At 44.4% G+C, this 16,593-nt stretch carries 9 protein-coding genes; all 9 read right to left on the bottom strand.

Annotation, left to right across the window (positions count from 1 at the left end):
- Nucleotides 1–111 precede the first annotated feature (111 nt).
- The 9 genes from AB4Z08_RS22015 to AB4Z08_RS21975 all read right to left on the bottom strand — a co-directional run bounded on the left by AB4Z08_RS22015 (nt 112) and on the right by AB4Z08_RS21975 (nt 16,510).
- Entirely contained in the window at nt 112–1,704 is a 1,593-nt protein-coding gene (locus AB4Z08_RS22015) for a GH39 family glycosyl hydrolase (RefSeq protein WP_441575939.1), read from the bottom strand.
- Nucleotides 1,705–1,728: 24 nt separating this feature from the next.
- On the bottom strand, nt 1,729–2,631 hold the full coding sequence (locus tag AB4Z08_RS22010; RefSeq protein WP_441575938.1) for an alpha/beta hydrolase: 903 nt from the start codon (nt 2,629–2,631) through the stop codon (nt 1,729–1,731).
- A gap of 22 nt (nt 2,632–2,653) precedes the next feature.
- On the bottom strand, nt 2,654–4,654 hold the full coding sequence (locus AB4Z08_RS22005) for a beta-galactosidase (protein WP_441575937.1): 2,001 nt from the start codon (nt 4,652–4,654) through the stop codon (nt 2,654–2,656).
- 114 nt (nt 4,655–4,768) lie between these two features.
- Nucleotides 4,769–6,952: a glycoside hydrolase family 3 C-terminal domain-containing protein gene (locus AB4Z08_RS22000; protein ID WP_441575936.1), complete on the bottom strand. Its 2,184-nt coding sequence runs from the start codon at nt 6,950–6,952 to the stop codon at nt 4,769–4,771.
- Between the two features lie 117 nt (nt 6,953–7,069).
- The gene (locus AB4Z08_RS21995) at nt 7,070–9,001 is read right to left on the bottom strand and encodes a glycoside hydrolase family 97 catalytic domain-containing protein (RefSeq protein ID WP_441575935.1); all 1,932 of its coding nucleotides are present in this window, start codon (nt 8,999–9,001) and stop codon (nt 7,070–7,072) included.
- Between the two features lie 24 nt (nt 9,002–9,025).
- The gene (locus tag AB4Z08_RS21990) at nt 9,026–10,480 is read right to left on the bottom strand and encodes a cellulase family glycosylhydrolase (RefSeq protein WP_441575934.1); all 1,455 of its coding nucleotides are present in this window, start codon (nt 10,478–10,480) and stop codon (nt 9,026–9,028) included.
- A 31-nt stretch (nt 10,481–10,511) separates the two neighbouring features.
- Complete coding sequence (locus AB4Z08_RS21985) at nt 10,512–11,729, bottom strand: glycan-binding surface protein (RefSeq protein WP_441575933.1); 1,218 nt, start codon at nt 11,727–11,729, stop codon at nt 10,512–10,514.
- 20 nt (nt 11,730–11,749) lie between these two features.
- Nucleotides 11,750–13,324, bottom strand: coding sequence for a RagB/SusD family nutrient uptake outer membrane protein (locus tag AB4Z08_RS21980; RefSeq protein WP_441575932.1), 1,575 nt, complete (start codon nt 13,322–13,324; stop codon nt 11,750–11,752).
- Between the two features lie 27 nt (nt 13,325–13,351).
- A complete protein-coding gene (locus tag AB4Z08_RS21975) occupies nt 13,352–16,510 on the bottom strand; it encodes a SusC/RagA family TonB-linked outer membrane protein (RefSeq protein WP_441575931.1) in 3,159 nt (1,052 codons plus the stop codon).
- Nucleotides 16,511–16,593: the final 83 nt, after the last annotated feature.

The following is a 16,593-nucleotide window of genomic DNA, read 5'->3' as shown; positions in this document are numbered from 1 at the left end:
GTTTTCTTACTCATTGTTTTGTTTTTTTACTAATTGTTTGCAATTGAATTTTTACCCAAAAGTTCTGCCGCCCCATCCACCAGGAACGGTGTCGTTTAATAACCTATATCTTTACAGTTTGATCATATTCAAAAAGAAAACATCGTTCTCACGCATCTCCAGCTCTTTTGAAAAAGGAACTCCGGCTTTTACCCTAACAATTTCCCTGGCAACAGGCGAACCATCGTTTTGCTTCTTTATTTGTTCTACTTCCTGTCTGTTTAGCTGTGCCGGCTTCCCCATGGAGAGATAAGTGGAATATGCATCGTTGCTGTGATAGCCTACTTTGTATATTTCAAGTGCATAGGTACCATCAGGTACGTTTGCAATATTGACCTTCAACTTTCCTTTTGATTTTGAAGGAAGATCACGGATATAATATTGCTGATTATGCACGGAATCTCCCGGATGAGTATTGGTAAAATCCCAGGCCAGTACCTGAATATTTCCTGTGGAATCCCTGCATACCCATGAAGTAGCATCGTTGTTTTCCAATTCAATATGTCCCAATCTGTTCAAAAACTGATAAGCGTAGAATACCGGTTTGTTAATACCTTGTGTATTCAACATGCCAAAACCACCGTGAAACGGCGTAAAACGGGGACCGGGTTCTTCGAAAATGTCAGTAAATACCCAATATGACATGGAGTTGGCAGCGTTGCCTACCTGTTTTAATTTTTGCAAAACATATGCTGCTTCGTGATAACTGTCGTGGATAGGATCAGCCGGGGTATAGGAAGCACTCCATTCAGTGTAATGAAGCTCCAGGTGAGGCATAGTGGAACTGGCAATTTCTTTCCGCGATTGCAGCACATCACCACTCACACTCATCCGATTTTTATCGAGCACAGTACCTGAATTGCCAAATTCATCGAGATATCCCTGCTTTACACCATAAGCATGCGTGCTTACAAAATCTATCGGTACCTGATGTTTATCACAATACGCAATCATTTCTGGTTCCCATGCAGCGCCGGCCGTGCCTGGTCCTCCTACGCGGTAAGACGCGTTAACGCTTTTAATTGCCTTCGCGCTGTAAGTATATAATTTGAAATAGTCTTCCTGCGTACCTGCCCAAAAACCGTCCAGGTTAGGCTCGTTCCACACTTCGAAATACCAGGTTTTCACCTCTTCAGCGCCGTAACGCGCAGTGAAATGCCGGGTAAGATCCTGTACCAATGCCGCCCACTTCCCGTAGTCCTTTGGTGGAGTTACATTACCACGCCACCAGAAGATTGTTTTGGAGCCACTCGCCAATGCAGAAGGCATAAAACCCAATTCAACAAAGGGCTTCATGCCAATACTTTGCAAAAAATCAAACAACACATCAATATACATATAGTTGTATACCGGATTTCCTTTACCATCCTCCGTATATACCGCCATATCATCAGTTAAAAGACCATGCATGCGGATATATCTGAAACCACATTCTTTTTTTACATAAGCCAGCTGCTGCTGCCAGTCTGCCCGAAGCCCTTCATTGGCGCGGCCGGCGCCTACACACTCATTAAACATGGTGTTGAGTTTACCGGCTGTTTTATTAAAGTCAATATTGATAACGCGTTCGGGAATAGCTGGCTTCTTCTCTTTTATCCTTTGTGCCACCAATGTTTCTGCAATGGCAGAAAACAGGAGCATCAAAAGAAGGATATTCTTTTTCATCTTCTAAAATATTTACCTTTCTTACTACCTTTTAAAAATTTGCTGAGAAAACAAATACAGATTACGGTCCCACTCGTTGTTGTCATGCCCGTTAGTATCTACATTCCAGATGTGGGGAACACCTATCTCGTTAAGATACTGATGCGCCTTTTCACTAATTCCAAAAAGACCATCTTTATTCCCACATCCTATCCATAGCAGTTTCATTTGCTCCCGGGCAGCCTTCATATCCGGAACGAATTCGACGTCCGCATACATGCCACCAAACTTATTCGTATTAGGCGCCGAGGAAAATCCACCGATATAGGCAAAAGTTTCCAGATGATGTAGCCCTATATTTAACGACTGTCCCCCGCCCATTGACAAACCCGCTATAGCACGATGTTCGTGGTCATTAATCGTAGCATAATGTGACTCGATGTAGGGAATAATATCTTTCAGTAAATCCTCCTCAAATGGTTTTCTGTAGCCTTCAAAACCATCTGCTCTCCCGGAACGGCCGGCTGTTGATGTATCTGTTACAGTTAGTTTGCTATCGCCGTTGGGGAAAACCATTATTATTGGTGGCATCTTGCCATCTGCGATCAGGTTATCTGCAATATTATCTGCCTGGCACCATTCCGTCCATTGACGATAGTCCTGTCCCAAACCATGCAGCAGATATAACACCGGGTACCGCTTCCCAGCGGAATATCCCGGAGGCGTATACACATTCATTTCCCGGCGTTTCCCAAGCGTTTTTGAGTCGTACTGCACCACAGTTAATTTGCCATGAGATACGTTACTATGCTGCGCATTATACCCGGCAGGCGGGTCGGAAAATGTAGGTACCGTGTTCGCTTTAACTGAGATGCTATCTGTTTGAGCCGGACAGATATGACTGGCCATCAAACAGATGATCGAAATAAATAAATACCTGTTACTCATTTTATTTTTTTATAACGTTATTTTATTCGTTCCAGACCAATACGCCTCCTGGCTCCAGCACTTTGCTTCCGATCAATATTTTCGCATGGCCGGGCATTTTCATTTCATAATTATCAGAGGAATAATTCACGGCCATATAAAAACCATCCCGCCAGTATACATACACACCCGGCGGATAATGCTCGGTGGTGGCCCCCGCACCAGTATAGATCTCCTGTAGTACATCAGATTCCAGTTTCGAATCATCCGTATCCACACCGATATAGGTAACACTGCCTTTGCCAACGCTATGTTTTACTACTGCTGCTTTTCCACTATAAAACTGGTTGTTATATACTGCGAGAGAAGCAGTGTTCTTATCAGGCGCCAGTATGTCGGCCCAGTTATTCCAGCCATAGTGAGTTGATGTCATCAGAATATCTCCTTTAGCGCCGTTTGAAAGCATATCAGTTGCTTTAACATTGGCCCCTATCAGCCCGGATATAGGAGCAGCCCATCCTGTTTCCCAGAAGTGCCCCATACGATCTTTGGTGGCCGTACGGCAGGTAATAATTAAATGCCCTCCTTTAGCGGCATACTCCTGCCATTTCTTTACCAAAGCACTATCCACCATTTCATATGCAGGTACAATGACAAACCTGTATCCCGACAAATCAGCGGTTTCGGGAATGATATCTACTGGTGCGCCGAATGATTTGGCTATTTCCAGGAACTTAACCGGGTAATTCCAGGTATCCCATTGCCAGGTCTGCTTTTGCCGGTCAATTGTCCAGTAATTTTCCAGGTTCCAGAGAATCGCTGTTGAACGGTCAGCCAACTTTTCAGGCATCACGGCGCCAGGTTTGTATTGTTTTCTTAACGCCTTTATTTCCTTCATGAATTGCATATACTCTTCTCCACCGGGTGAAGGGGTTACACCATCCGTTTGTATAACACCGGCATGATATTGCTCCGCACTATAATTGATCTGGCGAAACCGGTAAGAACTGGCTAGCTTCCCTCCTGCTGCAAACGTGTGATAAAGCCACATACGCACGGTACCCGGTAAAAGCAGCGGATTATAGCTGCCCCAGTTTACCGGGCCCGGTTGAATTTCCATTACGCCGGATATGCCACCCACTGATTTATAATATTCCGCAGCAAAAAGAATTACCTTTCCATTTCCCAAACGAAAACCCTGATCCCCTATATTACTCGTACCTCCGTTTGGATAAGCGGTATAGGTGGCGAAATCCAGTTTATTCGTCCGGCGGGGATCGGCTCCTGTGGAAACTGCCGTATAATTAGTAGTAATAAACTGATCTTTTAAGATATTATTCCGCAATATATCAGCCTGAAAATCGAGAAATGCCCCCTGCGCATCTGCACAATACCTTTTAAAATCCAGCAGAGCATGAGGATTATTACCCCACCAGCCTACCAGGTTTGTATTTGGAATGATCACCTGGTCAAAATTATTGTACCACTGACTCCAGAAGGCTGTTCCCCAGGCGGCATTCAAGGCATCAATAGTTTTGTATTTGCCTTGCAGCCATTGTCTGAAGGCTTCCTGTGAAGAAGGACTGTAATCCGCCTTTGCATCCGGCTCATTATCGAGTTGCCACCCCACCACGCTTTTGTTGGTTCCGTAACGTTTAGCCATTTCCGTTACAATGGCCTGCACAAACTTCCGGTAAGCAGGATTGACAATTGATCCCAATCCCCGTGTACCTTGCTCTCCACGGATATAATGCCCGTCCATCACAAAGGTTTCCGGATAATTGGTCCTCATCCAGGCCGGCGTGGTAGCGGAAGGAGTACACATCAGTACCTTCAGATGATATTTTGTGCAGAGGTTTACCACCTTATCCAGCCATTCAAATTCAAATTTCCCCTCCGTAGGTTCCATTTTAAACCAGGCAAATTCAGCAAGATGTACAAACTCGAAACCCATGTCGGCTATCTTTTTTATATCCCGCTCCCATTGGTTTTCATTCCAATGCTCAGGATAATAATAGATGCCGGTGGTGATCAGGTTTTCCACAGGAAAAAATTTATTGACTTGCTGTGATCTTGCAGTCAATCCTGACATTAAAATCGCTATAAGAACAACTATGGTACTTTTATTCATCTGAATTCCTATTTTCATTGATTAACCTCACTTCACCAAAATATTCACAGCCGATGAGATACCGCGGGATGAATTCCCTATTTGTAGTACAAAGTCTCCGGCTTCTACATTCCAGGATCTTTTTGACTCATCATAAAATGCCAGATCAGCCACTTTTACCGTCAGTTCAATGGCCTTCGTTTCGCCGGGCTGAAGAAAAACTTTTTCAAAATCCTTCAACTCTTTTTCAGGACGCAGTACGGAGCATTGCGGATCGCTGACATACAGCTGCACCACTTCCGCGCCTGCACGGGAACCTGTATTTGTTACTGTACATCTTGCATGGATGGTTTCTTCCTTTCCGTAACTGGATTTGTCTGCAGAAAAATTACTGATCGAAAATCCGGTATAGGAAAGACCATATCCAAATGGGAACTGGGGAACAATTTTCCTTGTATCAAACCAACGATATCCTACCAGAATATCCTCTTCATAATTTACATTGAGATCTCTTCCGGGGAAATTGCCCAATGCATGTGCAGGCGACTGGTCCAGTGATACCGGCAGCGTAAATGGTAGTTTACCGGAAGGATTTACCTTACCACTCAGTAAATCAGCCACCGCATTGCCGGCTTCCATTCCACCAAACCACGACCATAATATGGCGGGTACCCGCTGAACAATGCCTGATAATTTCACTGGTGAACCGGCAATAATAACTACCACGGTATTCGGGTTAGCTTTGGCAACTTCACGAATCAATACATCTTGCCCATAAGGCAAATCCATATTTTGCTTATCGGAAGATTCCGTATCAAAATCATGATTGAGTCCCCCAAAAACAATCACCACTTCTGAGGCTTTCGCCACTTTCACCGCTTCATCAATCAATTTCCAATCGATCTTATCAGCACTTGTCTGACCTGTATTGCTGCCTTCTTTAAAAGTCGACTGCTTTTCATATCCCTGTGCAAAGTTAATTTTCACATCAGCGCCGAATTTTTTCCGGATAGCCTCCAGCGGTGTAATTTCGTACAGGGCTTTTATTTCAGAACTCAGCCCACCATCGCAATGCCTGCGCGTAGCATTATCGCCGATAATGGCAACTGACTTTATTTTTTTAAAATCAACAGGAAGTATATTTCCATTATTCTGCAACAACACCGCTGCCTCAGCGGCATCGTTATACGCTGCCTGCTGATGTTCCCGCGTATTCATTTTTCCTTTCTCCCGTTTTCCTTCATCAAACATTTTTGTCGCCATCATCACCCGCAAAATATTCGCTACCTTTTCATCAACAATGGCTACCGGTACTTTCCCTTCTTTTACAGCGTTGATCAACGGATCGGCAAAATACCATTCATGGTAATCCTTTTTATCCGTTCCCATCTCCAGATCAAGACCAGTTAAAGCCGCTTTTACGGTGGTATGTGCAGCTGCCCAGTCGGTCATCAACACGCCTTTAAAACCAAACTCTTTTCGGAGGATTTCCCTGTTCAGGTATTCATTCTCCGCACACCAGTCTCCTCTGAATTTATTGTATGCTGCCATTACCGTGTAGGCGCCGCCTTCGGTTATCGCAGCTTTAAATCCCGGGAGATAAATTTCACGCAGGGCACGTTCGCTCATATGTACATCCACAGAATCCCTATGCGTTTCCTGGTTGTTGGCCAACCAGTGTTTTACACTTACCGCCACATCTTTCGACTGCAATGCTTTTATATAGGCAACCGACATCTTTGAAATAAGCAACGGATCTTCACTCATGTACTCAAAATTTCTTCCACCAAGCGGAGAACGAATAATGTTGATCCCCGGTCCAAGTAAGATGTCTTTTTTCCGGAAACGAGCTTCCTCACCCAGCACAATTCCACGCTGGTAAGCCAGCTTAGGATTCCAGGTGGCAGCCAGCGCTGTACCCGGCGGAAAACAGGTGGCGGAATCATTAGTCCATCCTGCATAGGCCCAGTCGTGCCGGTTTATTTCTGCACGCACTCCATGAGGCCCATCGCTCAATGCCCATTCCCTGATACCCAATCGCTCTACTCCTGATACATAAAATTTTGAATTCCCATGCAGCAAACTAACTTTTTCTGCCAGGGTCATCCGATGGATCAATGAGCGGATTTTCTCCTCCTGTTTCTTATCATTTGCCGTCAATTGTGCACTGGCTATACCTCCTATCAGCAGGCCAGTAAAACCAAGTACCAATTGTCTTACGATTCTTTTCATTTCCATCAATTTTTCAATTTCAATATGTTCTTTTATTAGGTTTCACCAGGTTGAAGACGCACTTCCCGAATGATTCCCTTTGCATGTTAGCTAAGATGGCGATATCCATCGCTGTTACTATGGTATTGGCTTGACTACTGCCACAAATCCACCGCGGCGCAGCATTTCAACTTCTACGGAACTGGATTTGTCCACCGTTAAATACCGCGTTGTAAAGGCTTTATCATGCGCGCCATCGCTAATCAATGTCAGCTTATATTTAATCCCTTCAGGCAGAAAGCTGAAACTTATCTTTTCTTTCTTTTCGTACGTTTCAGCATTAATGCCACCAATGAACCATGCATTATTTTTACGGCGTGCCAGCATAACTTCTTTACCGGGATAACCGGCCAGCAATCTGGTATCATCCCATGCAGCCGGAACTTCTTTCAGCAATGTTTTGGCAGCATCAGGCAACTGGAGGTAGCCGTCCGGACGATCTGCCAGGTGCTGAATGCCGGATTCAAACACCACACTCAATGCCAGCTCATGCCCGTACGAAGTGATATGTGGATATTGGGAATTCGTGAAAGTAACCGGTGTGTAATCCATTGGCCCCACTACATTGCGGGTGAAAGAAAGAATTGTATTATGCGCCGGGGCAGCCATGGTAAAATCGGGGCCATTGTTATACCACTCTGCTCCGCGTACTGCCTCGTATGTCATCAGGTTCGGATAAGTTCTTGTCCACCCCCTTGGTACCAGGCAACCATGGAAGTAAACCATGATTTCGAAATCCGCCGCGTCTTTCAGGATATCGAGATAGTATTGAATCATATCCTGCTTCTCACTCTCAAAGAAATCGACTTTTATACCTGCAACGCCCTGCTTCTTCAATTTCGTAAATTCTTCCACCCTCTTTTCATGGGTCAGCAACCGGTCGCGGGGAGTGGAACCAACATAAGTATGAGGACCACCAGAGTTATACCACATCAATGGCTTCACGCCTTTTGAATGAATGTATTGAAGTGCATCCTCCAGGTTCCCTCCATTACTCATAACAYCCCACTCCCAGTCGAGCAAGGTATAGGGCCAGTTCATTTCTGCTGCCAGGTCGGCAAACTCACAAACAATTTTATAATCCCTGGTACCGTGATTGCTGGACCAGTAATTCCAGGATGCAATGCCAGGCTTAATCCAGTCTGTATGTGCTACAACGGAAGGAGCAGATACATCATCCACCAGCGTAGATGCTACAATGTCGGGCAGGGTACCTGCAATGATTACACGCCAGGGAGATTGCCAGGGCAACGTGATGGTAGGTTGTGATGCACCCAGTCCTCTCCCGTCTCCCTGATCCGGAAATGTCAGCTTGTATGTTGATTCATCATTTGTGTTACTGAGTTTGGTACCACAATAGGTCCCTGTTACATCGGCTTCATGTAACAGGAACCAACAGGAATTATCTTTTACCTTAAATAGTGCCGGGTAACACCATTGTTGTTTTTGAATACTACTATCGCACATGGAAGTATAAAATCCTTCATTGGCCGTATTCCATTTCTCCATCCATCGGTTTGTTTCTTTAGGAATAGTATAGGCAGTCAGTTCATCCTTTACGACAAACGTGCCCTGTTTCTCCGGGAACTCATAACGGAAAGCAATGCCATCGTTATAAGCCTTGATAACAAGGTTCATCTTAGCTTTGGAAGGATTCTCAAAAGAAACAGTTACTTCATTCCCATCATTGGTGCAAACTGATCTTTTACCATGTGATGCAGTATACTGTTCATGAATTAGCCTGGGTTTACCTGCTTTAAGAAATTTTAGTTCCTTTGAAAATTCCTGATCGCTGCGTACCAGTCCAATATCGATGCGGGGAATCACTTCCACCACCTTTCCCTTATTATTGTAAGATGCTTTAATATACCATCCTCCTATATTATTTTCCTGAGTAGAAAATAAAGCAACACTTATCCGCTGATCCGGCGATTGCACGGTTGTCTTTTGAGCAAGCGAGGACAATGCATAAAAAGAAAAAAAGAAAAAAACGCCAATCGAAAACTTCATACTTACCATGTTTGTACTTAATCATTAATTACTGCCCGCTCTGAGCGCATCCAACGTGCGTTGATCACGCACGGTATTATTACGTCTGTCCAATGCGCCGCCGGTATCCCAGTAGAAAGGTTTTACCCCATTGGCAATGGCCTGTCTGGTAACATAGGTCAGCCAATAATCCACTGCATCATTGTGAGTAGCAAGGTCTTTAGGAACATACTTGCTGTTGCCACGGCGGTAGGTACCATATTCGCCTAATAATACCGGGATTTGTTTATCCGTAAATTTGGTTTTCATCAAACGGAAGGACTTGTCCACATCGCTTTCCTCGCCCCAGGTAGCGTTTCTGTCGGGCTCAATGGTAGAATGATGGCCGGTGCCCCAGTAGTAAAACATTTTACCCCAGGAGGCGTCGCCATCCGTCAGGATACAAAACTGGGCAGGAGAGTAATAATGCACTTCCACCATCAAACGGTCTTTCACGATATCTGTTGGAAGTGTATTCATCTGTTCATAACTTTTTTCAATATTCGTGGAAGGGCCCTGCAGCACCAGTACCCGGTAGCTGTTACGGCCGCCTGTAGAGCGAACTGCGTTAACGAAGGTTTGATGATAGCCGGCCAGTACATCTGTTTGTTCCTGGATATCCGCTGCCGGTTCGTTGGCGCTGGCAAACATCAGGTGTTCATCAAAATCACGCATTTTGGTAGCAATTTGTTCCCAGAAGGCTTTTTGTTTTGCATTAACTGAATCCTGTTTCAGTTTGCTGATATTGTTTTCCAGCCAGCCACCATCCCAGTGGATATTGAGTAAAACGTACATATCGTTATTCACACAATACTGTACTACCTGTTTTACGCGGTTAAGCCAGTCATCCTGGATCTTAGCCGTTGCTTTGTCTGAAAACTGGTTCCAGGAGCAAGGCAGCCGGATAGCATTAAATCCCTGCTGCTTTACCGCTTTGATATAGCTTTCTGTGATCAAAGGATTTCCCCACGCAGTTTCTCCGCCAATTGCTTCCAGGGTGTTTCCAATATTCCAGCCGAGGTTGAATTTGGCGGCCAGTTGTACCGCGTTGCTTCCCATGCCGCTGGCATCTGCCGGCACCGGTGATAGGTTGTAAGAAGGATACAGGCTGCTGGCTTGTTTTATGTTAACCCGGCGTACCTGGCTGGTTCCGGCATTTACCACTAACACGGCGGAGCGGCTTGCACCGGTGGTATTGGACGTAGTGCTTACATGGACGGTCGCCGTTCCGCTTTTGCCTGATGGCTGGCTTACTTGCAGCCAACCATCAGCAGGGTTATTCATACTCCAGTCTACGTTACTGGTAACAGCGATATCCACCGCACCTCCTTCCGGTGCAAAAATAATTTCGGAGGAAGAAACGGATAATTCCGGTGTAACGCTGCTTTTCTTACTACAGTAAGCAGCGGTTACGGCAAAAAAGACCAGGCCAATAATCGTATATCCTCTGGTGATTTTCATATTCATATAATTGGATTAAAATTTATGGATCCTATTTAATTTTCACTACCCTGATATTATCAATAGCAGCTTGTAATCCCGAGGTGGTAGCAGTGCCGGAATAATTTTTCGTCTGGATACTTATTTCACCGTTGGCGGTTTCGCCCAGCAAAGTAGTCAGGTCGCTGGCAGCAGTGCCTTTTCCATCATTGGTTCTGAACAATGAAAGCGGAATGGTAACGGTATTCCAGCCTTTTGTAGTAAAAGGAGTAACGGCGCCATTTGTACCTTGCCAGGGTTCATAGCGGGCCTGATAATCGAAGGAATAGCCCTTTATCGCGTAAATAGAAGTAGCAGACCATGGTACAGGAACATTGATTTCAAATTTCAATGCATAATTATCAACGGGCACATTCAGGCTATCTACAGGCAGCCATTGTACTTTCTTCATATTTATACTCCGTCCGCCGCCCCACCAGCTACCATCACCGGCTGATAATGCGCCGTACTTCAGCACGGCATAACTGCCCTTGTTACCTGGATAAGCGATGCTGCTGTTAAGAATGTCGCCCCCCCAATCGTAGGTATTAATATCGTCAAAGTTACAGAGCACACCTGTTTTGACATCATTTACGTTATACGGCGTAGTGAATGTACCGGACTTGGTTGTAACGACTACCGGCCCGCTTTGGGTAAGCTTTGGCAATACAAATCCAACAGAGGTCCCGTCGTTGGCTTCCTTATACTTTGTAATCACTGTACCGGCGAAGCTGAGTTGCTTTATAAAAAATAAATTCAGCCCGGAGATATACACGGAGTCCCCTTCATTCGCATTTTCGTTGGAAACAGCCGTGATAGAAGGCGGTGGCGCAGCAATACTGAATGTATAAGTAGTAGCTCCCTGCCGGGTAATATAACGGATGGTATTCAACGTTTCCGCAGGTACGGAGGGAAACGGTATCACAGCAGGCACCAACACTGCAGCACTGGTATCGGAAAACATCACACTGTTGATAGTAGCTGGTACCCCATTAAAAGATATCTGTACTGCATCCTTTAAGTGATGTCCTATCAACACTACCCATTGGCCGGTAGTAATCGTTTCTACAAGGGTGTCGGCCGGAGATGCGGCATAATTTCTAACGCTTGTGATTTCCGGCGCTGCCCCTGTTGTATCTTTCTTACAGGACGATTGTATACAGGTAAACAATACGGCAAGCGTGAAAAGCGATAAACTTTTATATAGCGGATGGAATGTTACTTTATTCACGGTATAATAATTTTTAGTGGTTAGTAATATGATACCGGAGGTTCCAGTAGTTTCGGATTGGCAGTCACCTCAGAAGAAGGTATAGGGAAAGTAAAGCTTTGAATAGTGGGAGGAGTAATCACCCCATATGGATCGGCAGGCGTTAAAACACCACCTGGCAGTGTAAAGGTTACGCGTGCTTCCCCTTTTAATTTATTGATTGCCTTTGCCGGATTATAATAAGATAACCTCACCAGGTCTATCCAGTACTGACCCTCTCCTGCCAGTTCTATTCTTCTTTCGATAAGCACGGAGTCGGCGTCTATTTTAGGTGCCGGGAGCATACCGGCTCTCGTACGAACTTTGTTAAAATACAAAAGGGCATCGGCATCGCTCGTGGAACCATTATTACCCAAAATAGCTTCCGCATACAGGAGATAAACATCCGACAGCCTTAATAAAGCATTGTGCTCTGTGGAAGATGTTAAGGTCATGGTAGGCGCATTATTATCCTTGTTGGTGCCGATAACATGCTTTTTCAATCCGCATGCTCCCGTAAACTTAAATCCACCGCCGGCGGCATTCAGTTCCGGATAATAGTCGCCGTTGATCATAAAAGTTGCTTTACGCCTTACCGAATCTCTTGTAGCGTATAACTTGTACATGTCCACAGTTGGCGCGATGGCAAACCAACCAGCCGAGCCGTTGGCAGATATTTCGGTACCACCCGGAGAATACACCTGTAGCATATTGCCTTCCAGCCAGCCGCCACCCGGAGCCCATTGTAATGCAAACAATGACTCTGGATTATCATTAAACTGGGTTTTAAAAAGATCGGCATAATTACCCGCCAATGCCAGCCCACTGTTCTTACACACATTGCCCGCATATTTTGCCGCACTATCAAGAAATGGCTGATTTCTGGTACCCTGCTGATTCAAGCCGGCTGCCGTTAAATAAACCTTTGCCAGCATGCCCTTTGCAGACCAGGTAGTAACTCTTCCTGCAGCATCGTTAGCCGGGAGATGCCCGGCAGCAAATGTCAGATCATTGATAGCGAATTTATATACGTCTTCCGTTTTTATACGATTAACCAGCGGAGAAACAATCAGCTTGCTGTTATCTTCAATAACAGGAACAGCACCCCATAACACCGCCAGGTTATAATAAGCAAATCCACGTATAAACCGGGCTTCGGCAATAGCGGCATTTTTGTCCTTATCAGAAATGGTGTTAGGTGCTTTTTGCAGGATGGCATTAATGGTCACATTACAATGAGCGATGATTTTATACATCGACTTCCAGTTGGCAATCATAATTCCATTCATACCGGTAACGGTAAACGTATTCAACTGCACCGCATCTCCCCAGTAACCAACCGCCATATTTCCACTCAACACTTCGCCAACAGGTAAATAACAATTGTAATTCCAGTCGGCCCAGGGGGTGCCAGCATATAATGCTGCTGTTGCCAACCTCAGATCACTGGCATTCTGATAAAAATTATCGGCACTTATTTGTGACAACGGCGGACGATCCAAAAAACTTTTGGAGCATCCCGTCATCACTATTATTATTAACAGGAATGCAATTATTCTATCCAATATTGATCTCATAACTATTGATATTAATAGATGAATATTTTATTTGGTCAATTTAATGTTGGCACCAATGGTAAACACGCGGGGCTGCGGATAATAACCACCATCTACACCAGCAGTCAATGGATCCCATGATCCAATTTCCGGATCCATCCCTTTGTAGTTGGTAATGATGAAAGCATTTGAAACATTGAAATATACCCTCAGGTACTTAATGCTGGCCTTTGAAATGAGGCTTTCGGGAAGCGTATATCCTAAAGAGATATTCTTACATCTTAAAAAAGTTCCACTTTCCACGAACTTATCAGAGTTCCGGTTATTATCATTGGTATTGTCATTTCGCAGACCCACAATCCTGGTCTCTGGGTTAGTCACCTTTATATTATCAATACTGGTAGCGCTTCCATTCGGATCAATCAAAGTAAGTTTCGCATAGTCCATTAATGACCTGAGATATCCATAACTGGTACCGGGATATTCGCCATTTATACGAAGCTGATTATATACTTTATTGCCGATATTGGCAGCAAAAAATATATTCAGATCAAAATTTTTATACGAAAAAGTATTGTTGATACCGATCTGGTATTTGGGAATGGGAGAACCCAAAAACGTTTGATCATGTTCATCAATCACACCATCACCATTAAAATCTTTGAACTTCAGATCACCATACCAGATACTTCCACCGGCAGCTCCTACCGGCAATGGCACGCCATTTTTAGTAGGCAAAGCGTGTGTCTTAAAATCTTCTTTCGTTGCAAATACACCGCCGTCAATCACATACCCATAAAACTCGCCGATGGACCTGCCCACCACTGTTTTACTATATTGCCTGTCCAATGACGCACCATCTGTATTGAGCTTCAATACTTCATTAATATTACGCGAAACCGTTACATCTGTTTTCCAGGTGAAATTTTTTCCTTTAATATTGGTAGAACTGATTCTAAAGTCAAAACCCTTGTTGTTCACTGTACCCACATTGACGTATGGAGCATCCAGTGATCCTGGCGAATAGCCAATAGCCGTACCGGAATACAAAGGCAAAGGAATCTGCAACACCAATCCATCCGTTTTACGATTGTAAAAATCTACCGAGAAATTTATTCTCCAGCTGAAAAGTGTACCGTCCAATCCTATATTCGCATATTTTGTTTTTTCCCATTGCACATATGGATTACCAACATTTTGGGTCAGTTGTGCAATACCTGTCAGCCCGGTAGCTACCGTCGCAAGTGTGGATGTATAGGCATAGTCACGGATATTTTGGTTATTCGTTAAACCGTAACCCAAACGCAACTTTAACTCATTCACAGCTTTCACCTGCTTTAAAAATTCTTCATTATTCAACTTCCAGGCAAAGGCGCCTGAGTAGGTAGTCACCCAGCGGCTATCCGGAGCAAACTTTGAAGATCCGTCTGCCCGGACATTGGCAGTAAAGAGATATTTATCATTGAGTCCAAAGTTGATGCGGCCAAAATATGATTCCTGGGCACTTTGGCCTTTGCTGCCGGAATTGGTGGCAGTGGTAGGATCTCCGCTGCTGATTACCTGCACATTGTTGGACGGAAAGTTACTTCTGCCTGTAGAGGAATTCTCGTTGGTTCCCAGCTGTGCTTCATGTCCCAATAACACATTTACGTTATACCTGTTTTTAAACAAATGCGAATAGGTCAGAAAGTTTCTCAGCGTGGTATATGAGTTTTGAGAAAAATTATACGATGCACTGTTCGTATTATTTTTTACCAGACCGAAAGTATAGGAAGGATTAAACCGGTCTTCTGTAGCCATCGAAAAGCTTCCTGTTACTTCATTTCTAAGCGTCAGATCCCTGGTAAAAGCTATTTCTGCATATAGATTACCAAAAAGCTGGTTTCTCTTTGCTTCGTCTTTATTGATAAGGGCGATGGCATAAGGGTTCACCGTACTATTGACCCATCCGTTCGGATTGTAAGCGCCGCCCCAGCTACCATCCTCATTTTTCACTGCTATATCCGGTGTCTGGCTCAATGCCGTATTGATGACATTCGAACTGGTAGAATTTACACTCTCTTTGATATTAACCAATTGCAGGCTGGTACCTATCTTTAGCCAATCAGTTGTTTTATTGTCAAGATTCAATCTTAAAGACATCCTGCGAAAGTTGGACCCAAGTGCAATACCTTCCTGATTGAAATAAGAACCGGACAGCAGGTATTGTGTTCTGGTATCCCCTCCGCTAATGGTGAGCGTATGGTTGGACATGGGCGCATTTCTAAAAAGTTCTTTTTGCCAGTTGGTGCCGTTGCCCAGGTACTTCGGATTCACAAATTCCGGACGTGTATCAAACCCCCAGCCCAATCCTGAGTTTCTATCATTTATAAACGTGGCATACTCTCTTAAATTCATCAGGGGTAATCTCTTTGGTATTTGCTGATAGCCCGTGTACATATCGTAGGTAATGCTTGGTGGAGCAACCTGCCCCCGCTTTGTTGTGATTACCACTACACCATTGGTCGCCTGGGAGCCATAAATGGCTGTTGCAGAAGCATCTTTCAATACATCAATAGATTCAATTTCTGATGGATTGATTCCCGCCAGTGGATTCACGCCGGCACCTAATGTGGCTGTACCACCGATAATAATCCCATCAATGACATACATTGGTGAACTTCCTCCAAAAGATGACAGCCCCCTGATCTGTACAGACACTGCTCCTCCCGGCTGACCCGATATTTGCTGCGCCACTAACCCGGGAACTTTTCCCTGCAAAGCCTGGTCAAAGGTGACCGGCTGTGTTTTACGGATTTCATCACCGGAAACAGAAGATATAGCGCCGGTTACATCAGGCCGTCTTACTTTACCATAGCCAATCACCACCACATCGCTCAGTTGTGAAATATTCTCTGTTAATGCTACTTCAATGGAAGTACTTTTGTTAACTAAAACTTCTCTTTTCTGATAACCTATTATTGAAATGACAAGTATATTCCCGGTAGCAGCATCGATAGTAAACTTGCCTGCTTCATCTGTAATAACAAAGCGACTGGTATTTTTTAAGGTAACGGTTGCACCCGGGATGGGAGAGGAATTACTTTTATTGATCACCTTACCGGCTATTTTAATTGTTTGTGCAGAAAGAGGGGGGCTGGAAAGGAATCCCAAAAGGATACCCAATAGCGGTAGTATTCGCAAGCGAATCATTTTGGTTGACTTCATTTTTAATTTTTTTCTTAAGTGGATGATTATCTCCAACAGTGGGAGAGGAAATTTCATAACGTTGGTACACTTCAAACAGGAAT

The sequence above is a fragment of the Chitinophaga sp. RAB17 genome (assembly GCF_052114225.1).
Lineage (GTDB): Bacteria > Bacteroidota > Bacteroidia > Chitinophagales > Chitinophagaceae > Chitinophaga.
Note: the sequence above shows the minus strand (reverse complement) of the source record. Positions and strands in the feature narration are given on the sequence as shown.